This is a genomic window from Enterobacter hormaechei ATCC 49162 (genome assembly GCF_001875655.1).
In the GTDB taxonomy this organism is placed as follows: domain Bacteria; phylum Pseudomonadota; class Gammaproteobacteria; order Enterobacterales; family Enterobacteriaceae; genus Enterobacter; species Enterobacter hormaechei.
This window is the reverse complement of sequence record NZ_MKEQ01000001.1, coordinates 690,109-712,759: the sequence shown is the minus strand read 5'-3', so window position 1 is coordinate 712,759 and position 22,651 is coordinate 690,109. Positions and strand designations below refer to the sequence as shown.

Annotated in this window: 22 protein-coding genes and 1 pseudogene; 8 read left to right on the top strand and 15 right to left on the bottom strand. The window is 54.7% G+C overall.

What is annotated here, in order from left to right; all coding sequences use genetic code 11:
• The first annotated feature begins 106 nt into the window (after positions 1–106).
• From BH712_RS03445 to bioD, 3 genes are all read left to right on the top strand, one after another.
• Positions 107–1,012, top strand: a complete 906-nt coding sequence (locus BH712_RS03445; protein WP_006808881.1) for a LysR family transcriptional regulator — start codon at positions 107–109, stop codon at positions 1,010–1,012.
• Positions 1,013–1,133: 121 nt separating this feature from the next.
• Complete coding sequence (mlc, locus tag BH712_RS03440) at positions 1,134–2,354, top strand: sugar metabolism global transcriptional regulator Mlc (RefSeq protein ID WP_032673489.1); 1,221 nt, start codon at positions 1,134–1,136, stop codon at positions 2,352–2,354.
• Positions 2,355–2,487: 133 nt separating this feature from the next.
• Positions 2,488–3,183, top strand: a complete 696-nt coding sequence (bioD, locus tag BH712_RS03435; protein WP_006808879.1) for a dethiobiotin synthase — start codon at positions 2,488–2,490, stop codon at positions 3,181–3,183.
• Here bioD and clcB read toward each other — a convergent pair.
• Entirely contained in the window at positions 3,118–4,428 is a 1,311-nt protein-coding gene (gene clcB / locus BH712_RS03430; RefSeq protein ID WP_006808878.1) for a voltage-gated ClC-type chloride channel ClcB, read from the bottom strand. The genes bioD and clcB overlap by 66 nt on opposite strands.
• 231 nt (positions 4,429–4,659) lie before the next feature.
• Between clcB and BH712_RS03425 the strand changes: the two genes are divergently transcribed.
• Both BH712_RS03425 and BH712_RS03420 read left to right on the top strand, forming a co-directional pair.
• Positions 4,660–6,336 carry an S-type pyocin domain-containing protein gene (locus BH712_RS03425; RefSeq protein ID WP_032673487.1) on the top strand — a complete coding sequence of 559 codons (1,677 nt, stop codon included), beginning with the start codon at positions 4,660–4,662 and terminating at the stop codon, positions 6,334–6,336.
• A complete protein-coding gene (locus BH712_RS03420) occupies positions 6,333–6,800 on the top strand; it encodes a DUF6392 family protein (RefSeq protein ID WP_006808876.1) in 468 nt (155 codons plus the stop codon). Before BH712_RS03425 ends, BH712_RS03420 begins: the two co-directional genes overlap by 4 nt.
• 237 nt (positions 6,801–7,037) lie before the next feature.
• Here BH712_RS03420 and osmV read toward each other — a convergent pair whose 3' ends face one another.
• The 7 genes from osmV to BH712_RS03385 form a co-directional block, all read right to left on the bottom strand.
• Positions 7,038–8,186 carry an osmoprotectant ABC transporter ATP-binding protein OsmV gene (gene osmV / locus BH712_RS03415; RefSeq protein WP_003857446.1) on the bottom strand — a complete coding sequence of 383 codons (1,149 nt, stop codon included), beginning with the start codon at positions 8,184–8,186 and terminating at the stop codon, positions 7,038–7,040.
• Positions 8,186–8,833 (bottom strand): osmoprotectant ABC transporter permease OsmW, encoded by a 648-nt coding sequence (gene osmW, locus BH712_RS03410; RefSeq protein ID WP_006808875.1) that lies wholly within the window; start codon positions 8,831–8,833, stop codon positions 8,186–8,188. The genes osmV and osmW overlap by 1 nt, the downstream gene beginning before the upstream one ends.
• A gap of 8 nt (positions 8,834–8,841) precedes the next feature.
• Positions 8,842–9,741: an osmoprotectant ABC transporter substrate-binding protein OsmX gene (osmX, locus tag BH712_RS03405; RefSeq protein WP_006808874.1), complete on the bottom strand. Its 900-nt coding sequence runs from the start codon at positions 9,739–9,741 to the stop codon at positions 8,842–8,844.
• Positions 9,742–9,759: 18 nt separating this feature from the next.
• Complete coding sequence (osmY, locus tag BH712_RS03400) at positions 9,760–10,470, bottom strand: osmoprotectant ABC transporter permease OsmY (protein ID WP_006808873.1); 711 nt, start codon at positions 10,468–10,470, stop codon at positions 9,760–9,762.
• A 250-nt stretch (positions 10,471–10,720) separates the two neighbouring features.
• Positions 10,721–11,470, bottom strand: coding sequence for a YoaK family protein (locus BH712_RS03395; protein WP_006808872.1), 750 nt, complete (start codon positions 11,468–11,470; stop codon positions 10,721–10,723).
• Between the two features lie 146 nt (positions 11,471–11,616).
• On the bottom strand, positions 11,617–12,801 hold the full coding sequence (locus BH712_RS03390) for an MFS transporter (protein ID WP_006808871.1): 1,185 nt from the start codon (positions 12,799–12,801) through the stop codon (positions 11,617–11,619).
• A gap of 58 nt (positions 12,802–12,859) precedes the next feature.
• Positions 12,860–13,987: an alpha/beta hydrolase gene (locus tag BH712_RS03385; protein ID WP_050806411.1), complete on the bottom strand. Its 1,128-nt coding sequence runs from the start codon at positions 13,985–13,987 to the stop codon at positions 12,860–12,862.
• Between the two features lie 114 nt (positions 13,988–14,101).
• Between BH712_RS03385 and BH712_RS03380 the strand changes: the two genes are divergently transcribed.
• The 3 genes from BH712_RS03380 to BH712_RS03370 all read left to right on the top strand — a co-directional run bounded on the left by BH712_RS03380 (position 14,102) and on the right by BH712_RS03370 (position 16,103).
• The gene (locus tag BH712_RS03380; protein ID WP_032673721.1) at positions 14,102–14,986 is read left to right on the top strand and encodes a LysR family transcriptional regulator; all 885 of its coding nucleotides are present in this window, start codon (positions 14,102–14,104) and stop codon (positions 14,984–14,986) included.
• An 86-nt stretch (positions 14,987–15,072) separates the two neighbouring features.
• Entirely contained in the window at positions 15,073–15,750 is a 678-nt protein-coding gene (catA, locus tag BH712_RS03375; RefSeq protein ID WP_006808868.1) for a type A chloramphenicol O-acetyltransferase, read from the top strand.
• A gap of 38 nt (positions 15,751–15,788) precedes the next feature.
• Positions 15,789–16,103 (top strand): hypothetical protein, encoded by a 315-nt coding sequence (locus BH712_RS03370; RefSeq protein WP_006808867.1) that lies wholly within the window; start codon positions 15,789–15,791, stop codon positions 16,101–16,103.
• Between the two features lie 112 nt (positions 16,104–16,215).
• On the opposite strand, the gene BH712_RS03365 is transcribed toward BH712_RS03370, so the two are convergent.
• The 7 genes and pseudogenes from BH712_RS03365 to BH712_RS03335 all read right to left on the bottom strand — a co-directional run bounded on the left by BH712_RS03365 (position 16,216) and on the right by BH712_RS03335 (position 22,609).
• Positions 16,216–16,527 carry a YebG family protein gene (locus BH712_RS03365; protein WP_006808866.1) on the bottom strand — a complete coding sequence of 104 codons (312 nt, stop codon included), beginning with the start codon at positions 16,525–16,527 and terminating at the stop codon, positions 16,216–16,218.
• 109 nt (positions 16,528–16,636) lie between these two features.
• Positions 16,637–17,251: a Tat proofreading chaperone DmsD gene (dmsD, locus tag BH712_RS03360; RefSeq protein WP_006808865.1), complete on the bottom strand. Its 615-nt coding sequence runs from the start codon at positions 17,249–17,251 to the stop codon at positions 16,637–16,639.
• Positions 17,252–17,295: 44 nt separating this feature from the next.
• Entirely contained in the window at positions 17,296–18,150 is an 855-nt protein-coding gene (locus BH712_RS03355) for a dimethyl sulfoxide reductase anchor subunit family protein (RefSeq protein ID WP_039273692.1), read from the bottom strand.
• A gap of 1 nt (position 18,151) precedes the next feature.
• Positions 18,152–18,769, bottom strand: a complete 618-nt coding sequence (locus BH712_RS03350) for a DMSO/selenate family reductase complex B subunit (protein WP_071850025.1) — start codon at positions 18,767–18,769, stop codon at positions 18,152–18,154.
• 10 nt (positions 18,770–18,779) lie between these two features.
• A pseudogene (ynfE, locus tag BH712_RS03345) lies at positions 18,780–21,219 on the bottom strand (selenate/tellurate reductase subunit YnfE).
• Positions 21,220–21,349: 130 nt separating this feature from the next.
• Entirely contained in the window at positions 21,350–21,655 is a 306-nt protein-coding gene (locus BH712_RS03340) for a DUF1161 domain-containing protein (protein ID WP_006808860.1), read from the bottom strand.
• Positions 21,656–21,757: 102 nt separating this feature from the next.
• A complete protein-coding gene (locus BH712_RS03335) occupies positions 21,758–22,609 on the bottom strand; it encodes a glycosyltransferase family 17 protein (RefSeq protein ID WP_006808859.1) in 852 nt (283 codons plus the stop codon).
• Positions 22,610–22,651: the final 42 nt, after the last annotated feature.

Genomic DNA, 22,651 nt, shown 5'->3' with positions numbered 1-22,651 from the left:
TACATCCCCGTGGTTTCTGGTGACGGGTATGACCACAAGATTAGGGTAGGACAAATGTAAATATTCTGTCTAATATATTAATAATCTCAAATGATACTTTATAAATATGAATATCGAGCTGCGCCATCTGCGCTATTTTGTCGCCGTTGCCGAAGAACTGCATTTTGGTCGTGCGGCGGCCAGGCTGAATATCTCCCAGCCACCGCTAAGCCAGCAGATCCAGATCCTGGAGCAGCAGGTAGGGGCGCGTCTGCTGGCGCGAACCAACCGCAGCGTGAGCCTGACGGCGGCGGGAAAACAGTTTCTCGCTGATAGTCGACAGATCCTGAGCATGGTGCAGGACGCCGCCGCCAGAGCGGAACGGCTTTATCTCGGTGAGGCGGGGGAGTTGCGCATCGGCTTTACGTCATCGGCCCCCTTTATCAGCGCCGTTTCAGAAACGCTATCCTCGTTTCGCCGTCACTTTCCGGATGTGCATATTCAGACGCGCGAAATAAATACCCGGGAGCAAATAGCGCCGCTTAATGAAGGCTCGCTCGACCTGGGGCTGATGCGTAACACCCAGTTGCCCGATACCCTGGCGTGGCAGGTGATCCTGCGCGAACCGCTGATGGCGATGATCCCCCGGGATCATCCGCTCGCCGCGCAGCACAGCGTCACGCTGGCTGAACTGGCGAAAGAGCCGTTTGTCTTTTTTGATCCACAGGTAGGTACCGGGCTGTACGACGATATTCTGGGTCTGATGCGGCGATATGGCCTTGTCCCGACTATCGCGCAGGAGGTGGGGGAAGCCATGACGATCATTGGTCTCGTTGCCGCAGGGCTTGGCGTGTCGATTCTTCCGGCCTCGTTTAAACGGGTGCAACTGCCGGAAATGCGCTGGGTGACGATTGCCGAGCAGGATGCGGTCTCGGAGATGTGGCTGGTGTGGTCTAAACATCATGAGCAGAGCCATGCGGCACAGCGTTTCAAAGAACAGTTAATTACCGCTTCTCACGGGCGTTATTTATAGGGAAAAGCGGGCAAAAATGTGCAGTAAATCACATGGCTAAGTAAAAATTTGACGTCAGCCATTGAAGTGCTTCACCATAGCCCTCAGTTTATTTCGAAGCTCGAAAATAAGGGAGTACGAGGTGGTTGCTGATAGTCAGCCAGGGCATATCGATCAGATCAAGCAGACCAACGCGGGCGCCGTTTATCGCCTGATTGATCAGCTTGGTCCGGTTTCGCGTATCGATCTTTCGCGCCTGGCACAACTGGCACCCGCCAGTATTACCAAGATTGTCCGCGAAATGCTGGAAGCCCATCTGGTCCAGGAGACAGAAATTCAGGAGCCGGGCAGCCGTGGCCGTCCGGCGGTCGGGCTGGTGGTGGAAACGGAAGCCTGGCATTATTTGTCACTGCGCATCAGCCGTGGGGAGATCTTCCTGGCGCTACGCGACCTCAGCAGCAAGCTGGTGGTGGAAGACCGGCTGGACCTCCCGCTCGATGCAGAGCAACCCCTTCTCGATGCCATTCTGACCCATATCGACCAGTTCTTTATTCGTCATCAGCAGCGCCTTGAACGTTTAACCGCGATTGCGATCACCCTGCCGGGAATTATTGATACTGAAAATGGCATTGTGCACCGCATGCCGTTTTATGAAAACGTCAAAGAGATGCCGCTGGGCGAAGTGCTGGAAAACCACACCGGTGTGCCGGTCTATATTCAGCATGATATCAGCGCCTGGACAATGGCGGAGGCGCTGTTTGGCGCCTCCCGTGGCGCGCGGGACGTGATTCAGGTGGTGATTGACCACAACGTTGGCGCTGGTGTGATCACCGACGGGCGTCTGTTGCATGCTGGCAGCAGTAGCCTGGTGGAGATCGGCCATACGCAGGTCGATCCGTACGGAAAACGCTGCTACTGCGGTAACCATGGCTGTCTGGAGACAATTGCCAGCGTCGAAAGCGTGCTGGAACTGGCGCAGGTGCGGCTCAGCCAGTCGATGAGCTCCACGCTGCACGGGCAACCGCTGAGCGTCGACGCCCTGTGCACGGCGGCAAGGCAGGGCGATCTGCTGGCGAAGGACATCATTACCGGCGTGGGCAATAATGTCGGGCGCATTCTGGCCATTATGGTGAACCTGTTTAACCCGCAAAAAATATTGATTGGCTCCCCGCTCAGCCAGGCGGCGGATATCCTCTTTCCGGCGATTTCCGCCTGCATCAACCAGCAGGCGCTGCCCGCTTATAGCAAAAATATCGTGGTCGAGAGTACGCAATTTTCCAACCAGGGCACGATGGCCGGTGCCGCGCTGGTAAAAGATGCGATGTACAACGGCTCGTTGCTGATTCGCTTGCTTCAGGGCTAACTCTTTTCCAGAGATGTACGAAAAATTGCGCTATCTCAAGCCGGGTAGCGCATGCTTCCCGTAGACTTTCCCCACTGAATTATTTACCTGGTTTATATTTTTTTTGAAGCATACCCAAGAGGTGGAATGAGTCATGCTTAAGCGTTTCTTTATTACTGGTACGGATACGTCTGTCGGGAAGACAGTCGTATCCCGCGCGCTACTTCAGGCCCTGGCGGCAAGCGGTAAACGCGTTGCAGGATACAAGCCGGTTGCAAAAGGCAGTAAAGAGACGCCGGAAGGGCTGCGCAATAAGGACGCCCTGGTTCTGCAAAGCGTCTCGTCTCTGGACCTGCCTTATGATGCTGTCAATCCTATCGCGTTAAGCGAAGAGGAAAGCAGCGTTGCCCATAGTGGGCTTATCAACTACAGCCTGCTTTCTGATGGCCTGGCAAATCTGAGTGAAAAGGTTGACCACGTTGTCTTTGAAGGGACCGGCGGCTGGCGCAGCCTGATGAACGATTTACGTCCCCTTTCCGAGTGGGTGGTGCAGGAGCAATTGCCGGTGATTATGGTTGTGGGCATTCAGGAAGGATGCATCAACCATGCCTTGCTGACGGCACAGGCTATCGCCAATGACGGCCTGCCGCTGATTGGTTGGGTGGCGAACCGTATTAACCCGGGCCTTGCGCACTACGCTGAAATCATCGACGTGCTGAGCAAAAAACTGCCTGGCCCGCTGGTGGGCGAGCTGCCTTATCTGCCTCGCGCCGAGCAGCGCGAATTAGCGCACTACATCGATCTCTCGGCTTTCGGCGGTATGCTGGCCGTAGATCGAGTCGTGGCGTAGCGTTCTCGATAATACCGACGCCACAACACAGGCAACCAGCAAACCGGGAAGTAAAAAATACTGCCCGGTCATTTCACATACCATCAAGGCCGACATGATTGGCGCATGCGTTGTGGCGGCGAGCAGCGTCGCCATTCCCGCCAGCCCAAGCAGGATCGCCGTCTCAGACCCGGGAAACCACAGCGCAACTATCTGTGCAAACAGCATTCCCGTCGCCATACCGACGAACAAGGTCGGCGTGAACACGCCTCCCGGTGCGCCGGATCCGCTGCTTGCCAGCACCGCCAGCAGCTTGCAGATAAAGACCCCGGCAATCACCGACAGCAGCGGCGGCGACTGCAAAAACGCCTGAACCACGCTGTAGCCATTCCCCCATACCTTCGGCGTCAGCAGCGACAGCAGTCCGACAATCAGCCCTCCCAGCGCCAGCTGCCACGGCGGTGAAAGTTTAAGGCGCAGAAACAGCCTGTGGCTGGCCGCCATGAGCCACATCAACAGCGGGCCGCAAACGCCAGCCAGCAGACCCACGCCAACTATCAGCGCGTAATCTGCGGCTGTTAATGTCTCACTCAGGTGCACCGCATAAAGCGTGTTTGCGCCGGGACTTAACAGTCGCGTGGTAAGCAGGGCCACCACAGCAGCAATCACCACCGGGCCGAGGGAGGCCAGCATCAGCGTGCCAAACAGGATCTCTGCAATAAACAGGCTGCCCGCGAGCGGCGCATGATAGGCGCTGGCCATCCCGGCGGCGGCACCGCAGGCGATCCACAGTTTCCATTCCGATTTCGGCGTACAACGTTGTGCAAAAAAGGATGCGGCGAGGGCGGCGAGCAGGATCATGGCGCCTTCACGACCAATAGCGCTGCCGCTGGCGACCACCAGCAGCGACGCAAGGGATTTCACCAGGCTGGCGCCGTAATCAAACTGCCCGTCACCCGTCTCCAGCGCTTCCATATAATCGGTGGGTGCGTGGGGACGTTGGGCCGTCATGCGCTGCCATCCCCACAGCAGCATTCCCGCGGCCAGACCACCCAGCGCAGGCGTCAGTGCCCGGCGCCAGGGCGATAACGCGGCTGCGGCGTTCACCAGGCTTCCGCTTTCGTTGCTGAGGAACAGCCACTCCAGCAGATACATGCTGTGGCGGAACACCGCAACGGCCAGCGCCGCCAGCACGCCGGTGACGGTAGCAATCAGGAGACGGCGAAACATCGCGCGGATGTCGGGGTATGCGTGAAGACGTTGCATGAGGTCGTGATTACGTGAGAACAAAACAATATTGTGATGGGAAAACGTGAGGTTAGCAAAAGGTATGCGTGCGGATTTGGAAGGGAATAAACAGGGCTGCGGTTAGCTTAATAAATGCAGGATAATCTCAAGGGTGTTTCAATGTTTAATCTATTGAAATCAAACGTTTTTACTCTGATGGCGGCGGTGGTAAAATGAGATCCATTTTCCAGGGATAGAGAATATGCGCAAATGGGATACCGTACCGATAATTATGGACGGGGGCAGGCACTCGAAAATGACAGGACAACCACCGGCGCCAGATGTATTGCTTCCATCACGGACAGCACTGAATTTGGCCGCAGAATTCTCAGGGTAGGTGATAAAACCACCCCCTGCCCCAGATGCGGAAAACGGGGAGTGATCGTATCAGGTGAGCCACGCGTAAGTTTTCACGGTGTACCCGTAGCCGTTCATGGGTCAGAAGTGCATTGTGGGTGTCCACCGGGTTCGAACAGGGTGATTGCCCCGGCCGGTCAGTGGCTGGGACGTGGACGTGACCCGGTTGATGTTGCTAGGGAAGAACACGCCGCAAAGCTGGCAGCGAAAAAGCAGGCCGAAGAAAAGCGCAGGGAGGAGGAAAGGGAGCGCAACCGGGTATTCGCAAAATCCTGTCTGCGCGGCGATGGCTGCAATGATGCCGGTGACCAGCGCGAACCCCACACGAATTTTGCCGATATGGCATTTTTTCAGACCATGCCCGCCAGCGACTCCGCAACCGACTCAGATGCTCCGCAGCACGCACAGACTGCTAAAAAGAAAAAGCCGGAAGATATTCCCGGACCGAAGAGGCGCAGCGCTCTCTGGCGCTGGTGGAACGGCAACCATGAGGAACTGGATTACCAGGCCGCCGTTGCCGTCGCGTCTGCTGCTGCACGGGCGCAGACGGCCACGGCAGGCGCAAGCCTGCTGGAGCTGATAAGCGGCAGGGTACTGACTTACGGCACCTGGGCTGTGCGTGGCGCTGTTGCCGGACCCGGTGCACCCGTGGCAGGTCTGCTGGTGGGGATGATGCCCGGCAGGCTGAATGACGGCGAACAGGACTTCATTGACCGTATGCGCCTGGAGCAGATGAACGAAGCCCCGAGCCGTGTTCGCTATACGTGGGAGAACGACAGCAGGGGGAACCCGGTGCCGCATGGATGGCACACACCACCTGGCCGGGACAGTGTGCGCGTCAGAAAAATGGAGTATGACAGCAGACAGCAGGCGTACACCTTCACCACGGAGGAAGAACCACGTATCACCATCGTCTGGACGCCTGACCGGACAGACACGAAAACGCCGTGGAATACCGGCAACCAGGCGCGGCCGGTACTGCCGAACCCGGTGGTTGTTGACCCTCTGCCGGATAACACCAGAATAACGGCGACCACCAGCCCGGCACCGGCGGAAAAGAGTTTCGCGGATTACATTCTGATCCTGCCGTTCCCTGATCAGCCGCCGATGTATATCTACCTGAGCAAACCGCCGGTGGAGTTTCTGGAAGTCGAGCTATACAGTGACTTTAAACGCCGTTCGCGGCAGGGGAAATATGAGGCGGATCATATGCCGTCAAGAGCTGCCGTTGATGCCTGTCTGAGAGCCAATTATCCGTTGCTAGACGATGACGAAATACTTGCGCTGACTGATAAAGTTGCTGCCATCGTAATCCCGAAAAATATGCATCAAAAAATAAGCGAGACATATGGTGGACGTAATACGCCTATACAAATTGAGCTTGACTCGAGGAACCTCAGGGCAGCAGCTGACCGCAATCTAGATGCCATAAAACCGGCATTGAAAGAACATGGAGCGACCGAAATCCAGATCGAAGCAGCAAGGGTAAAAATGCATAAAATAAACACTGAAACGGGGTTATACAAATGACGGTAAACGTTGAAGCGCTGATAAATAGTCTGGGTAAATCTTATCAATTTATGCTTGATAAGGATTTAATTCCGTATAAGTCTCCTCCTAAGGGAGCTTCTGGAACGCCAACCATTAATCTCGAAATGGCTCATGAAGGAATTTTTCTTTCTTTCTGGCGGGAGGGCCGGATACTGAAATCTGTCACACTCAGAATTCAGCACGAACCTGCGTCCAGTTGGACATTTCCTAATGAACTACCAGCACCTTTGCAGGCATCTATGTCACGCACATGGGTTAATGAAAATCTTGGTAAGCCTCTACGAAGTGCGCCGCCTTACACTGTTATGAATAAGGATTATGGCTGGACAGACCTTTATGAGGTAAAGGATTACGATATTCCTGCCAGTATGCAAATTAATTATGATGTGGCGGATAGCGTGAGGTCTATAACCTTCATGCTAACGTCAGAGCTTCGCTGGTAGGCGTATTCAGTATGTTACAAGTGAACAGGCGAAACGTGTGGTATTGGGGGTTATAATCTAAGCAAAAATCAGGCGCTTCGGTTCGAGTGGTTAGTGGGGAAAAGTTTTGTTTCAGAGGATATTACCTTACAGATCTCTGAAGGAGGAATTTAAGATCTTAACTATTTTTCCTGCTGGAATGATGACGCGGCACGAAGGGCTACTATGTTTTAATAGCCCTCGATTCGGTTCTGGTGCTTAGCTCTCGCTATGAATATTCAACGCCCGGCGCGTACGCCCTGAACTCAAATACTCCGCGATATAATCCTGGGAAATCTCGCCGTTATAGCGCCCGTCCTCGTCCACAATCGGCATCCAGCTGGTGTTGCTCTCATACAGACGAGAAAGTACTACGCGCAGGTTGTCCTCGGCCTTACCGGTCATGCGGAACGGATGCAGAATATCCCCGCAGCTGCCGCTGGCGTTACGCGCTTCGCGGCGCTTCACAAAGCCGAGCGGTTTGCCGTGCTCATCAACCACGGTAATGGCGCGAATATCGTTGTCATCCATGGTGGCGAAGGCCTCCGGCAGCGGCGTTGATTCGCGTACCGTAATGGTCGGCTGCTGGTCGGTGACGTCGCCCGCCGAGACCAGCAGCAGGCGTTTCAACGTCCGGTCCTGACCAACAAACGAGCCGACAAACTCATTCGCGGGTTTCGCCAGCAGTTCGTCCGGGCTGGCGCACTGCACGATACGACCCTGGCGGAAAACGGCAATACGGTCGCCCAGCTTCAGCGCTTCGTCAATATCGTGGCTTACCAGCATCACGGTCTTTTTCAGCTTGCGCTGCATCTCCAGGAACTGGTTCTGGATCACCTCACGGTTAATCGGGTCGACTGCACCGAAGGGTTCATCCATCAGCAGGACCGGTGGATCCGCTGCCAGCGCGCGGATGACGCCGATACGCTGCTGCTGACCGCCGGACATTTCGCGCGGATAGCGGTGAAGGAATTTATGCGGATCCATTGCCACCATATCCATCAGCTCCTCGGCACGGGATTTACAGCGCGCTTTATCCCAGCCCAGCATGCGCGGCACGACGGTAATGTTCTCTTCGATGGTCATGTTCGGGAACAGGCCAATCTGCTGGATCACGTAGCCAATGTTGCGACGAAGGGTCACGGTGTCCATTCCGCTGGTGTCTTCGCCGTTAATCAGGATTGTCCCGCTGCTTGGCGTAATGAGACGGTTGATCATCTTCAGGGTAGTGGTTTTCCCGCAGCCGGACGGGCCGAGCAACACGCACATTTCCCCTTCAGGTACGTTCAGATTGACGTTGTCGACGGCCTTAAACGTCTGGCCGTGTTTCTGTGAAAATTGTTTGGTGAGGTTTTCCAGTTTTATCATTATCGAATCCCCTTCGGAGTCAGTACCACCTGCAAACGGTGCAGCAACCAGTCGAGCACAATCGCTAAAAGACAAATCATCAGCGCGCCCGCAATCAACATACGAATATCACTCCCGCCAATACCGTTAAGCAGCAGCAGGCCCAGACCGCCCGCGCCAATCACGGCGGCAATTGCCATGACGCCGATGTTCATCACCACGGCGGTGCGGATGCCGCCAAAAATCACCGGCAGCGCCATCGGGATTTCCACCCAGCGCAGACGCTGCCAGAAGGTCATGCCGATGCCGCGTCCTGCTTCACGGAGGCCCGGCGGCAGGCTGTCGAGTGCCGTGTGGGTGTTGCGCACAATGGGCAGCAGCGAATAGAGGAATACCGCCGTAATCGCGGGCAGGGCGCCAATGCCCTGACCGATCAGCGAAAAGAGCGGGATCATCAGGCCGAAAAGCGCAATAGACGGGATGGTGAGCACAATGGTGGCAATCCCCAGCACCGGCGTTGCCAGCCATTTATGGCGAACAATTAAAATGCCCAGCGGCACACCAATAATAATCGCCAGGCCCACGGCGAGTGCCACCAGCCACAGATGTTGCAGCGTCAGGGTTAAGAGATAGTCCCAGTTGTCGAGAATATAGTGAATCGTCTCCATAGCGCCTCCTACAGCAACTGTTTGCTACGCAGGAAATCACGGGCGACCTGCTGCGGTGACTGATGGTCGATATCCACCTTCTTATTCAGTTCGGTGATAACGTCGTTATTCAGCTGGGCTGAGAGGGTGTTCAGCGCCTCTGCCAGCCCCGGGTTGGCCTCCAGCGTGTCTTTACGTACAACTGGCGTCACGGCGTAACTCGGGAAAAAGCCTTTATCGTCTTCCAGCACTTTCAGATCGAAGCCCTTCACGCGTCCGTCGGTGGTGTAGATCAGCCCTGCATCGACAAACCCGTCGCGCACCGCGTTATAGACCAGCCCCGGATCCATCTGGCGGATCTGCGGACGGTCCAGCTCCATGTTGTAGGCCGCCTGCAACGGTTTCATCCCGTCGCTACGCCCGGCAAATTCCAGGTCAAGGCCCAGCAGCCAGTTGTTATCCGGATCGGTTTTACGGATCTGCTCAATCTTTGACACCATCTCTGACATGGTGTTGATATGTTCAGCCTCGGCGCGCTTACGCTGCATGGCAAAGGCATAGGTATTGTTCATATCGGCAGGTTTAAGCCACACCAGGCCGTGCTTCGCGTCAAGGCGCTTAACCGTCTCGTATGACTCCTGCGGCGACATGCGTTTATTGATGTGGTTGAAGATGATCAGCGACGTACCGGTGTACTCCCAGGTCATATCAATCTGCTTGTTGATCATCGCGTTACGGGAAATCACCGTCGCAATATTGGTCTGCGGCTGAACCTGAAACCCTTTCTTTTGCAGATATTGCACGGTCATGGCCGAAAGAATGTGCTGCTCGGTAAAGCTCTTGGTCGCCAGGATCAGCGGCGCGGCGAGCGCCTGGCTGGAGAAGAGCGCAGCGGCGCACAGCGCCGTCAGGCCGGAAAACAGTCTCATAGAAGCTCCTTGTTATAATTATCGCGCGAGATGCGGGCTGAGCAGTCGACCCAGTGCCGCCAGCAGCGTATCCAGAATCAGAGCGAACAGGGCGGTGGCCGCCGCGCCCAGGATCAGCGTCGGGAAATCATTGAGATAAATACCCGGGAAAATCAGCTCACCGTAGCTGCTGGCGCCAATCAGGAATGCCAGTGGTGCAGTACCGACGTTAATCGCAGTGGCAATGCGGATACCGGAGAGCATTACCGGCCAGGCGTTAGGGAGTTCGACCTGACGCAGGCGCTGCCATTTGGTCATGCCGATGCCGTTGGCCGCTTCCAGCAACGATGCGGGAACAGAGCACAGCCCGGCATAGGTGTTACGCACAATCGGCAGCAGAGAGGCCAGAAAGAGAGCGATAATGGCCGGTTTATCACCGATGCCAATCACCACCATCGCCAGTGCCAGAACGGCCAGCGGCGGCAGGGTGTTGCCTACGTTAAAGATTTGCATAACATATTCGGCGATACCACGCGCGGCCGGACGGCTTAGCAGAATGCCGCTTGGAATGCCCACCAACAGGGCAAAGAACATTGATGAAAAGACCAGAATGAGGTGCTGTTGCCCAAGGTAGAGCAGGTCAACCTGGCGCGCCTTAATCGTCTCCAGTCCGATTCCCCAGGTGAGGAGAGCGAGAACCACGAGAATTGCGCCGACAAAAAGCAGCGAGCGTTTAACTAATGGGTGCATTGCGGTGTGTCTCCCTGTGCGCATGCGTTATAGCAACCATCGGTTGCCTGTTGTTATGCCATGTTTCGGCAGGGGTACTTCACCTATAGCAAGCGAAACGGAAGGGTTCCAGCGGCGGGGGGAAATCAGTAACCCTATGAAATTAGTGACAACCTGTATGAAGCCTTATGGCATAAGGGCTGTCAGCGGGCAGGCAGAATAGTCTTAAAGAAGTCCGCTTTATGTGACAACGTCACGTAAGGCGGGATGATTACACCTGTCGACTGAGCGCAGCGCGCACCTTTCGCACACGCCACGAGATGCGGACGATAGAGAAGGCGGCGACGAAGACCAGTAACAGGCCCAGCGCCAGCATCGCGTGGAATCCAAACGCTCTGAACAGGATCAGCCCCGCGATCCCGCCGGTAATAAAGGAGAAAAGGGTGGTTAGATGGGTTGTGAGCTGGCTTTTTTGCGCGGCCGTGTCTTTGGAATAGTCCCGGCGCAGCATGGCGACCATAACCGAGGCCAGCGAAATGCCTGCGTCGGTTAGCGTGCCGGTAATGTGCGTGGATCTCACCCGACCGCCGGACAGCTGAGTGGAGGTGGAATTATGAATTCCCATTAACCCGCACAGGAAAATAATGATCTCCTGATTCGTGGCGGAGGAGTGGAAATACATTTCGTACAGGGATACCCCGACCAGTAATAGCCCTTCAACCAACAGAACCTGGCTGAATACCAGTCGGACGTTGTGGATAATCCCCCAGATAACAATAATCCGCGCAACAATGGCGCCGGTGACAAACGAGAGAATAATAGCGCCAAAAAACAGAATATCGCTGAGATCGGTAGAAGAAACTTCGCTGGATAACTGCGAAGTATTGCCCGTCATATGAGAGGGAAAAAAGCCGAACGCACCCAGCGCAATGGCATTCAGCAGTCCCGCGGAGGTGGCCAGCCAGAGTGCAAGACGGCGATCCTCCTGATGCGTGCGTTCTTTCTTTAATTTAATCAGCAAAGAATACCTCCGGTTTGAGCTTTGCCTGAATTCTCACGCTAACAAAGCGATGTCGCTGGCTGACCAGGATATTGCTTAATTATTATTTCAACAGGAGGTATGCGAGGTTTTGTAATTAAATAAAATAACCTTGTTAATATAATGCCTTATTTCGGAATACGCGACGCCGTAAAAGTCAGCGCCATTGCGCTCAGGAGTAATATGCCGCTTAAAGCGAAGGTACTCTGCCAGCCAAAGGTATCAAACACCACGCCACCCGCCGTGGAGCCAAGCGCAATGGCGAGTTGGATCACCGCGACCATCAGCCCACCGCCAGCCTCGGCATCTTCCGGTAACGTACGGGCGAGCCACGTCCACCATCCCGTGGGGGCCGCAGTTGCCAGCATTCCCCAGAAGCCTGACAGCAGGGCCACGATCCACAGGCTGTTCCCGGTCAGGATTAATACCCCCGCAATCACCGCCATTAGTAGCGGTATGGCCATTAAGGTGAGGTAAAACGCGGCATTCAGGACCCGCGCGACGATCAGCGTGCCGATGAAACCTGCGATACCGATGGTGAGCAGGATCAGCGATAAGCCGGAAGGACTGACGTGGGTGACGGTTTCGAGGAAGGGGCGCACATAGGTAAATAAGGCAAACTGTCCCATGAAGAACAGGCCGCATGCCATCAGACCCACAGAAACCGCAGGCTGGTGGAACAGGCGAAATACACTTTTACGTGGCGACTGGCCCTGGTTTCCGGCCATATCAGGCAGGCTAAAATATTGCCAGATGAATGCCACAATCGCCACGGGAACCAGGCAAAGAAACGCGCCGCGCCAGCCAATGGTCGAGCCGAGATAACTGCCCAGCGGGGCGGCGACCACCGTCGCCAGCGCGTTGCCGCCGTTGAAAATCGCCAGCGCACGAGGGACCTGATGCTGAGGCACTAGCCGTATCGCGGTGGCAGCAGACATCGACCAGAAACCGCCGATGGCGATGCCGATCAGCGCCCGGCCTGCCATATACATCAGAGCGTTTGGGGCGAAGGCGATAATGATCCCTGACAGCGCCATCAGGACGGTCATGCCTGAAAGAAGATGTTTGCGATTCATATTCCCGGCAAGCCGGGAAAGAAAAAGGCTGGTCAGGACAGCCAGCGCACCAGAGATAGCGATCCCCTGGCCTGCCATCCCCTCCGTTACCCCTAAATCTCTGGCGAGGGGCGTAAGCAGACTGACGGGCATAAATTCCGAGGCAATGAGGACAAAAACGCACAGGGTCATGGCAAAAATACCGCCCCAGTGTGCAGGCTCAGCATCACGGGATGAAGGTTGATTGAGTGTAGACATAGGTGTAATTCACGGCGAAGAGAAGATAAGCCCCCTGGATTGCCGGGGGCTAAGAGAATTAATTCAGACTGGTTTTGAAGAAATGCTCAAACTGCGCGAACGGGATTTTTCCTGCAACGTTATCGTAGAGATCAACGTGATTCGCACCGGGAACAATCACCAGTTCCTTCTGTTTGCTGCCGACAGCGTTAAACGCATCTTCCGCAAAATAACGTGAGTGCGCATTTTCACCGGTCACAATCAGCGTTGGGATGGTGATCTCCCCGGCATAGCTCAGCAGCGGCATATTCATAAAGGACAACGGCATGGTCGCGGTCCATGCGCCGGTGGAGTTTACGGAACGGGCATGGAAGCCGCGCGGCATACGGTAGTAGTCATAGAACTCTTTCAGTACCGGATGCGGATCGGCGGGCAATGTTTCCGGCAGAATACGCCCGGTCGCCGTCACCTTACCGGTTTCATCGACATGAATATCGTGGCCGCCATGGGCGAAGGCACCGCGTTCAGCATCTTTCCAGCGTTGCGCATTCAGATACTGCAACACGGCCCGACGATCCGCCGCTGAATAACGATCTTTCCCGTCGCCCACGCCGTGACCCATTGCGCGGCTCATATCGTACATTACGCTGGTGGCGACCGCCTTCACGCGGGTATCCATGGATGCCGCGTTCAGCGCCATACCGCCCCAGCCGCAGATGCCGAGAATGCCGATACGGTTACGGTCGACTTCTTTCTGTAATCCGAGGAAATCCACTGCGGCGCTAAAGTCTTCGGTGTTGATGTCAGGGGAGGCAACGTTACGCGGCTGACCGCCACTTTCACCCGTGTAGGAGGGGTCGAAGGCCAGGGTCACAAACCCCTGCTCAGCCAGAGTCTGGGCGTAGAGACCGCTGGATTGTTCTTTAACCGCACCGAACGGTCCACTGACGGCAATCGCCGCCAGCTTCTGGTCGCCGCTGTTCCTGGGAATGTACAGATCGCCCACGAGGGTGATCCCGTATCGGTTCTCGAATGTCACCTTGCGGTGGTCGACTTTATCGCTCTCGGCGAAGGTTTTATCCCAGGTTGTCACCATCGAAACGGGGGCGTCAGGATTACGTGTTTCTGCATAACTCATTGTTGTCACTCCACTTAATGATGCGCATAGCAGTAGCGCAACGGACAGTTTTTGGGGGAATGTTTTCATAAGAGGTACCGTGTGTTGTTGTAATGCGGTCATTATAGTTAGCAGAAATAGTGCTGATTAGAGGCTGAAAATTGCTAGGATTAATAGCATATTGTGATAAATGGATGAGGCATGATGGCGAAGCGGGAAAACTACAATGAGCTGTATCTGTTTATCCAGGTGGTGCGGGAGGGGAGCTTCACGGCAGCCGCGCAACGGCTAGGGCTGGCACAATCCGGGATCAGTCGATCGGTTCGCGAGCTGGAAGAGCGGCTGGGCGTTCGGCTTCTGGTGCGTACCACGCGCAAACTGTCGCTGACCCACGCCGGGGAGCAACTTTACCAGACCGCTGGTTCAGCCTTTGATGCGCTCGATACCGGGCTGACCAGACTGGCGCATTACCGCCAGACGCCATCCGGCACGGTGCGCATTAATGCCAGCCAGCACGCCATCGAAAAATGCCTGCTGCCAAAGCTCGCTATCTTCAAACAGCGTTACCCGGATATCCGTCTGGAATTGATGAATGAGAGCCGGTTCGTGGATATCATTGCCGAGCGATTCGACGCGGGCGTCCGGCTTGGGCCGGAGGTGGGACAAGGCATGATTGCCGTGCGCATCACGCCCGATATGGAGATGGCTGTGGTTGCCGCTCCGGCGCATTTTCGGCGCTATGGTTTCCCGCAGACGCCCGCCGATCTGGATGCGCATCCCTGCATTGCCTACCAGTTTGCCGACGGTAACCACTATCAATGGGAGCTTGTTCAGGACGGGAAGCGAGTTACTCACCGCCCTGAAGGGCAATGGGCCTTTTCCGACAGCTATATGGAGGCCGACGCGGCCCGGCTGGGACTCGGGCTGGCCTATGTCCCGGTTGAGCTGGTGGCTGACGATCTGGAGCGTGGCGCGCTGATACGCGTCTTGCAGCGCTACAGCCTGCGGATGGACGGGCTTTACCTTTATTATCCACACCGCAACGTGTCCCCGGCGCTGAGAGCGGTGATTGATACGCTGAAAATTTAGGGTGCCCTTTGCGCTACGGCCTATACAGCCCCTGCGTTTGTGATACGCTACTATTTTATATAGCGCAGCTCAACTAAGGCTATGAAATGACAAAAATAACGCCAGAATATACGGTAGTTGACTTATCACGTTGGGCAAGAAAGGAACACTTTGAAGTATTTCAGGGCTTCGCTCAATCCACATTTAACCAGACGGTTCAGCTGGACATTACCGTACTGCTGAAACACATCAAAGAGGTTGGCTGGAAATTTTATCCTGCGATTATTTCCCTTATTTCTCACGTCGTAAACCGGCATCCGGAATTCCGTATGGCTATGAAGGATGATGAGCTTGTAATATGGAATGAGGTTCATCCAAGCTATACCCTTTTCCATAAAGAAACGGAGACATTTTCATCGTTGTGGAGTCATTACGATGGGAATATTGACCGTTTTCAGCACGTTTATGCAGAAGATGTCGCCCGTTACGGCAATATCCTTGCTTACTGGCCAAAGGAAGAGTCCAGGGAGAATATATTCTTTATATCGGATATTCCGTGGGTCAGTTTTAGCAGTTTTAACGTCAACGTCGCTAACATGCGGAATTTTTTTGCGCCCATGTTCACGTTTGGAAAATACTATAACCAGGATGGGAAAGTCTTGTTGCCTTTCGCCGTTCAGGTTCATCATTCTGTCTGTGATGGCTTCCACGTGGCAAGGCTGATCAACGAGTTGCAAGCGCTGTGTGATAATTTACCGCACCAGTCAGAAGCGCTCGACGTGTGATTCACGTGTTTTTAACAAACGCCTGACGAGGGAAAATAATGGAACCGAATTTTACGCCAGAACAGATTGAAATGATTAACCGCGTTGTTTTCGAGCAGATCGAGATGATGCACGAGAAGGTGGCTGAAATAATTGCAGAGACAGAGACGGCAGCGCATCAACGCCTGAAGGATAATGGGATCACTATGACGGAATTCTGTCCTGCAAATCAAAATTTCCTCATGATGTCCCTTGTACAGGATCTGATAGATAAAGTGCACGGTGGTGATATGGCCCTGGCCAAAACAATGTTAACCATGGAAGCAAAAAGGCTGAATATCAGCGTAAACGTTGAGGCGGACAAATCGCGTTAACAGAAGGTATTTCAGGACTACGGTTGATGCCTGTCAGATTCTGTAAGACGGCAATAATAAAGCCGCGAGCCGTTTCCGGCCCGCGGCGGCAGGACAGGTGATGGTCTGACGATCAGGCGGCTTTAACAGCCCGGATTTTTTTGCTGCCATCCGCCTCTGACACTGTTTTATCCGTTGCTGCGTTCTGCTCAGGAAGCTTGCTGGTACGCAGGATATGCTGCACGGACTCTTTCTGCTCGGCGAGATACAGACCAAGGTTTTCCGCCTGCGTTTCATCCATCTGCATTCCGCTTTGCAACAGCCAGTCGGTGAACGCTTCTGCCATATCAAGCAGTTTGTCGTGAGCGTCAGCCTCTTTCTTACTGGCAAATGTCATTTTCTCTTCACCTTTTCTTACGACAACAAATTTTGTTTCAACAGCCATTGTGCACTCCCGTATACTGTAATTATATACAGTATAGCAGTTGTGACGTTGTGTTGCAGCAAAAATGTGCGAACCTGGCTTGCACAACGAATGTACAAGCCAGTCGCTGTTATCGGTACAGCGTTTTTTCGGCAATCGGAATCAGCAAAGTGGACTGCCAGTCTGCCAGCGTCAACCGGGCAAGTTTACCCAGCGCCTTGTAGAACGGATGGGCCGCGTTTTCAACGAATACGGTCAGGAAACGCGTACTCCATGGCAGCAGATGCCAGGCAAGAAGCTGGTCGCGTTCTGTTTCGCGACCGTTCTCGGCAAGCCATGCCGCCAGCATCAGCAACGTACCAAAATGATCTTCTGGCTCATTCTGCTGCATCTCAAAGGCGATATGGTTTTCACGCATCCACTGACGCAACGCGAGGGTCGACTCGCCAAACAGCACGGACTCGCGATCAAGCCAGACGGAGCCCCATGGGGGGGCGGGCAGGGCATACGGGCCAATAAACAGACGCTGCCAGGCATCTTTCAACGCTTCGTCCGACGGCGTCTTAAACATATCGGCGACGGGCAGCAGGCTTTCCTCCGCCAGCGGCCAGTCCTGAACCCAGTCACCTGCGGTCAGGGCACTCACCAGCGGGGCGGTCTGCTCGCTGTCTGGCGCGAAATAAAACAGCGCGCCCAGTACCCGGGCGCTGAACGCGAACGATTCGCGATGTGATACGTCATTCATTACAACTTTCCTTACTTGTGCGCGGGTAGCCCCGCACACCGGTGTTAACCTGCAATTGCTAACCCTGCGGTCATATGCAGACCATAAAATAGCCCACGGCCAATAAGCTCAGCCAGCACCACCAGCACGACACCTGCAAACAGGCCGAGCGTTTTCGGCGCCTGACGACGAATAAGCGGGCAGATCCAGCAGCCTAAACCCGCCGCCAGCAGCGCGATGCGCCATACCTGAAGTGAACCATAATCCGGTAGCAGCGCGTTGGCCTGCTGGATGGAACTCTGTATCGTCCCCAGCGTAGTGCTTTGCAACACGACGACCGCCACGCAGACAATGAGCGCCAGTACGCTGGCAGACGCGGCAAGGCTAGCTTTGTATGTCACGTTTGCAACGTGAAGCAGTAGCGCGGCCAACAGAGGACCAGCAAGAACCATCGTCAGGAAGAAGCTCAGCGTGGTGTAACCCGTGTACCAGGTCGGGACGGTCTCAATCTGATAAACCCGGGTCATGGCCCAGACAAAAACAATGCCCAGGATCTGGCTGACAACCAGCCAGATTTTGCCTAAAGCAGGGGGCATTTTACCGATAACCGACACCAGCCACCAGAAACCGCCTGCGGCAAAGAAGATCGAACCCGCCGCGATCTCATTACTCAGCGCTGACGCTCCCACGCGGTTAAGCGAGTTGAAGGCACGCAGCGGAGAGCCAAGATGCAGTACCGAGGCCATAAAGCCAATACCCATTACCACCCAAAGCAAAAACAGGCTGCGCACAATGCGCATTCTGGCCTTGTCATCGTTTTCCTTAAGCCAGACGAAGCCCATTACGATTAACGCGCCAGCCACGCACTGCCCGAAAACGGTGAAGATCACCAGCGGCCATTCATGCCATCCACTTCCCATCTCACACCTCCTTCGGGTTTGCCAGGTAGCCGGTGGTGTCACCCGTCGGACGGCTGTTGGCGTTAGGTTTGATCACAATACTCGGCTTCGTGAAGTACGCAGACGGCAGCGGCGCGACGGCAGCAAGCTGGCCGTGTTTTTTGCGCAGCTCCTCAATCGGGCCAAAGTCCAGCGCGCGCAGCGGGCAGGACTCGACGCAGATGGGCTTTTTGCCGTCCGCCACGCGGCTGTGGCAGCCGTCGCACTTGGTCATGTGGCCTTTGGCGGCGTTGTACTGCGGCGCGCCGTACGGACAGGCCATGTGGCAGTAGCGACAGCCGATGCAGACATCCTCGTTCACCACCACAAAACCGTCATCGCGCTTGTGCATTGCCCCGCTCGGACAGACCTTGGTACAGGCCGGATCTTCGCAGTGGTTGCAGGCAATCGACAGGTAATAGGCGAAGACATTCTGATGCCAGACGCCGTTGTCCTCCTGCCAGTCGCCGCCCGCGTATTCATAAATACGACGGAAGCTGACGTCCGGGGTTAAGTCTTTGTAATCCTTGCAGGCCAGCTCGCAGGTTTTGCACCCGGTGCAGCGGCTGGAATCAATAAAAAATCCATACTGGGTTGTCATCGGTTAATCCTTATGCCTTCTCGATCTGCACCAGGTTCGTGTGCTGCGGGTTGCCTTTCGCCAGCGGTGACGGGCGGTGCGTGGTCAGGGTATTAATGCAGGAGCCGTGATCGACACGATCGCCGTTCATGTTGGCGTCATGCCAGGCGCCCTGGCCCATCGCGCTCACCCCCGGCATGATGCGTGGCGTCACTTTCGCGGCAATGCGCACTTCGCCGCGGTCGTTGAAGACGCGCACCATATCCCCGTTTTTGATACCGCGTTTCTCTGCATCCACAGGGTTAAGCCACACCTCCTGGCGACAGGCGGCCTGGAGCACGTCCACGTTGCCGTAGCTGGAGTGGATCCGCGCTTTGAAGTGGAAACCGAACAGTTGCAGCGGGAATTTGCTGCGCTCGGGCGCGTCCCAGCCTTCGAAGGTTGAGGTATAGACCGGCAGGGGGGTGATGGTTTCGTCTTTTTGCAGTTCCCAGGTTGCTGCAATATCCGCCAGCTTGCTGGAGTAGATCTCGATCTTCCCGGACGGGGTTTTCAGCGGATTGGCATCCGGATCGTCACGGAATTTTTTGTAGGCCACAAAATGTCCATTAGGATCTTTGCGCTTATAAATACCCATTTTTTTCAGCGCGTCGTAGGACGGCAGCAGCGGATCTTTGGCGACCATTTTGGCGTACAGGTAGCGCAACCACTGCTCCTGCGTACGGCCTTCGGTGAATTTCTGATGGATATCCGGGCCGAGGCGTTTCGCCACCTCGCTCATGATCCAGTAAATAGGCTTACGCTCGAACTTCGGTGCGGTCACCGGCTGGAGGAAAATCAGGTACCCCATGTTGCCGGCGTAATCGTTGGGGATGATATCTTCCTGCTCAACGGTCATCAGGTCCGGCAGAACAATATCGGCATACTTCGCGGACGAGGTCATGAAGTTGTCGATGACGACGATCGTTTCGCACTTACTCTCGTCCTGCAATATGTCGTGGGTTTTGTTAATATCGGAGTGCTGGTTGATGATGGTATTGCCCGCGTAGTTCCAGATGAACTTGATCGGCACATCGAGCTTATCCTTGCCGCGTACGCCGTCGCGCAGGGCGGTCATCTCCGGTCCACGGGCAATGGCATCCGTCCAGCTGAAGCAGGAAATTTGCGTTTTCACCGGATTTTCCGGCAGCGGCATACGTTCGATGGTGATGGTGTAGGTTGATTCGCGCGCGCCGCTGTTACCACCGTTAATGCCAACGTTACCCGTCAGGATCGGCAGCATGGCGATGGCGCGGGACGTTTGCTCGCCGTTAGCCTGACGCTGCGGGCCCCAGCCCTGGCAAATGTAGGCTGGTTTCGCCGAACCGATTTCACGGGCCAGCTTAATGATGCGATCGGCGGGGATGCCCGTAATGCGTGACGCCCACTCAGGGGTTTTCGCGGTTTTGTCATCACCCTGGCCGAGAATATAGGCTTTGTAATGACCATTAGCAGGAGCGCCTTCCGGCAGGGTTTTTTTCGTCATAACCCACGCAGTATTTATCGAGGAAAGGTTGATCGACGAGGTTTTCATTAATCAGCACCCATGCAATACCCGCCACCAGTGCGGCATCGGTGCCTGGACGAATGGGGATCCACTCGTCTTCACGCCCTGCGGCAGTGTCGGTGTAGCGCGGATCGATAACGATCATCCGCGCGTTTGACCGTTCGCGCGCCTGCTCGAGGTAGTAAGTGATCCCGCCGCCGCTCATGCGCGTTTCCGCTGGATTATTGCCGAACATCACGACCAGTTTGGTATTTTCGATATCCGATGTGCTGTTGCCATCGTTGCTGCCGTAGGTGTAGGGCATTGCGCAGGCAATCTGCGCGGTGCTGTAGGTGCCGTAGTGGCTGAGGAAGCCGCCGTAGCAGTTCATCAGGCGCGCGACCAGCGAGGCGTAAGGGGAGGAGCGGGTGATGTTGCCGCCTACAATCCCGGAGGAGTAGTTAATGTAGACCGCTTCGTTGCCGTATTTTTCGACCACGCTTTTCAGGCTCGCGGCGATGGTGTCCAGCGCTTCTTCCCAGGTAATACGCTCAAACTTGCCTTCTCCGCGTTTGCCCACGCGTTTCATCGGATAGTTCAGACGGTCTGGATGATTAATGCGACGGCGAATTGAACGGCCTCGCAGGCAGGCGCGAACCTGATGGTTGCCGTAAATGTCCTCGCCGGTGTTATCCGTTTCAACCCAATAGACTTCGTCATCGCGAACGTGCAGACGCAGCGCGCAGCGGCTACCGCAGTTCACCGAGCAGGCACCCCAGACGACTTTATCTTCTGCGGGCTGAATAGCGGTCTGCACTGCGGCGGCGGCGCTTTTCAGACCAAAAGGTAATGTGATCCCACCGGCGGCAAGCGCCAGGGATCCTATGGCAGTAGATTTAACCAGAGCTCGACGGCTTATCCCGCCGTGATGTTCAACTTCGGACATGACTCACCCCATCATTGTTAATAATTATTTTCACCCGTGACTACAACCGGGCTAATGATGGGGGGAGTGTTACTTATTTGGAGGTATTAAATATTAATCCTAGTCAATTCAGGGGTATTGAGTGGAAAAATCATTGAGGCTCAGCGGGCGCATTCTCTTGCGTACCTGCCCCGCTTACCGGGTAGTTGCCGCTACTGGTGCGGGTGTACAAAATTTTGAAAGTATCATTGGCACAATGCCCAACGACCTGCGCATCCGGCTGATCGGCCTGATCGTTCGGGACGATGTTCAGGGTAAAGCCAGACTCCGGCACGCCGTTGTTGATAATCTTCTGCTGAATGTCACTTTTCACGCGCTCGCAGGAGTCCGGGGCCGCAAGAATAGCGGGTGAAGCACTCATTAACAGCAGGGCGGTAATCCAGGGTAACCGTTTCATCTGTAGCTCCTTTTCACTGTGTAGACTGTAAGCATAGCAGGGTTAGGGTAAGCTTTTGTTTTTGGGTCTCTGTTTCTGAATTGTCCTGGAACCCTGCCTGCGTCATAAAATAAATTGCGAATAATGGTGCTGATTGTCGACCAGATAAGAAGGCAGGGTGCGTTTTGATACCTCTTGCTTAACCAGTTTTCGGTCTCGTCCCCAGATATCTTCCGCGTTGGTAATAACCTTCATAATATGTTCCGGGTTATTAAATTCCGGCAGATCGTATTCGGTATGGGAAATGGTAGACATTTTTTCGGAAATTCTTTCTGGGGTCATTACCCATGAGAAATGCCAGCCGCCATCTTTCACAATCTTATTATTGATTTTTAGCCAGTTCCATTTAAACCATGACCAGTTTTTATCTTTGCGCGCACGCTTCCAGTTCCTGAAAGATTCAGGTTCGCCGTGGAAGAAATGCTTAAGGTTGTAAAAGGAAGTCGCGCGGGGCAAGGTACATTTTCTCGGCGTACCGTCCGTGTTATGAACCTGAAGATTAAACTGATAGTTGAACACGTTCTGATGAATGGTGGTGCAGAGCGCGCGCGGGTTAATGGCCCTGACCGTATCAGGAGAGAAGATTTCGTCCACGTCCGACACCAGGATCAGATCGTCGTCTGCCGCGTCTTTTAACCCGTTCATAATGGAGTTGCGAAGCGCTGCTTCATTTGCCCAGGCATCAACCTGGTTATCCGCGCGGCTTAAAATAGGCTGCGCGTCAAAAGGCACGTAAATAATTTTGTCTTTGAATTTGGCAAATTTCGTAATATCGAAATGCAATTCTCGCGGTATGCCCGTAAAAGAGTGAGTTGCTTCTACGATGACAAAACGGTCAACGACATCAGCGAGAGTATGTAATCTGATGTCGAGCAACATATCTTCGTCATAGTACAAAAAACAGTCGTAAATCATGATGTTAACCCAAAAAATTTAAAAATCTGATTTTATAATAGT

Bases quoted from the DNA above. Each gene is read 5' to 3' on its own strand.
- BH712_RS03385 (WP_050806411.1), bottom strand. From the start codon at position 13,987: ATGAAAACATTCCCCCAAAAACTGTCCGTTGCGCTACTGCTATGCGCA.
- BH712_RS03420 (WP_006808876.1), top strand. From the start codon at position 6,333: ATGACGGTAAACGTTGAAGCGCTGATAAATAGTCTGGGTAAATCTTAT.
- BH712_RS03425 (WP_032673487.1), top strand. From the start codon at position 4,660: ATGGGATACCGTACCGATAATTATGGACGGGGGCAGGCACTCGAAAAT.
- BH712_RS03340 (WP_006808860.1), bottom strand. From the start codon at position 21,655: ATGAAACGGTTACCCTGGATTACCGCCCTGCTGTTAATGAGTGCTTCA.
- BH712_RS03390 (WP_006808871.1), bottom strand. From the start codon at position 12,801: ATGTCTACACTCAATCAACCTTCATCCCGTGATGCTGAGCCTGCACAC.
- clcB (WP_006808878.1), bottom strand. From the start codon at position 4,428: ATGCAACGTCTTCACGCATACCCCGACATCCGCGCGATGTTTCGCCGT.
- dmsD (WP_006808865.1), bottom strand. From the start codon at position 17,251: ATGAATGACGTATCACATCGCGAATCGTTCGCGTTCAGCGCCCGGGTA.
- osmV (WP_003857446.1), bottom strand. From the start codon at position 8,186: ATGATAAAACTGGAAAACCTCACCAAACAATTTTCACAGAAACACGGC.
- BH712_RS03355 (WP_039273692.1), bottom strand. From the start codon at position 18,150: ATGGGAAGTGGATGGCATGAATGGCCGCTGGTGATCTTCACCGTTTTC.
- BH712_RS03365 (WP_006808866.1), bottom strand. From the start codon at position 16,527: ATGGCTGTTGAAACAAAATTTGTTGTCGTAAGAAAAGGTGAAGAGAAA.
- BH712_RS03370 (WP_006808867.1), top strand. From the start codon at position 15,789: ATGGAACCGAATTTTACGCCAGAACAGATTGAAATGATTAACCGCGTT.
- osmW (WP_006808875.1), bottom strand. From the start codon at position 8,833: ATGGAGACGATTCACTATATTCTCGACAACTGGGACTATCTCTTAACC.
- osmX (WP_006808874.1), bottom strand. From the start codon at position 9,741: ATGAGACTGTTTTCCGGCCTGACGGCGCTGTGCGCCGCTGCGCTCTTC.
- bioD (WP_006808879.1), top strand. From the start codon at position 2,488: ATGCTTAAGCGTTTCTTTATTACTGGTACGGATACGTCTGTCGGGAAG.
- osmY (WP_006808873.1), bottom strand. From the start codon at position 10,470: ATGCACCCATTAGTTAAACGCTCGCTGCTTTTTGTCGGCGCAATTCTC.
- BH712_RS03380 (WP_032673721.1), top strand. From the start codon at position 14,102: ATGGCGAAGCGGGAAAACTACAATGAGCTGTATCTGTTTATCCAGGTG.
- catA (WP_006808868.1), top strand. From the start codon at position 15,073: ATGACAAAAATAACGCCAGAATATACGGTAGTTGACTTATCACGTTGG.
- BH712_RS03350 (WP_071850025.1), bottom strand. From the start codon at position 18,769: ATGACAACCCAGTATGGATTTTTTATTGATTCCAGCCGCTGCACCGGG.
- BH712_RS03445 (WP_006808881.1), top strand. From the start codon at position 107: ATGAATATCGAGCTGCGCCATCTGCGCTATTTTGTCGCCGTTGCCGAA.
- BH712_RS03335 (WP_006808859.1), bottom strand. From the start codon at position 22,609: ATGATTTACGACTGTTTTTTGTACTATGACGAAGATATGTTGCTCGAC.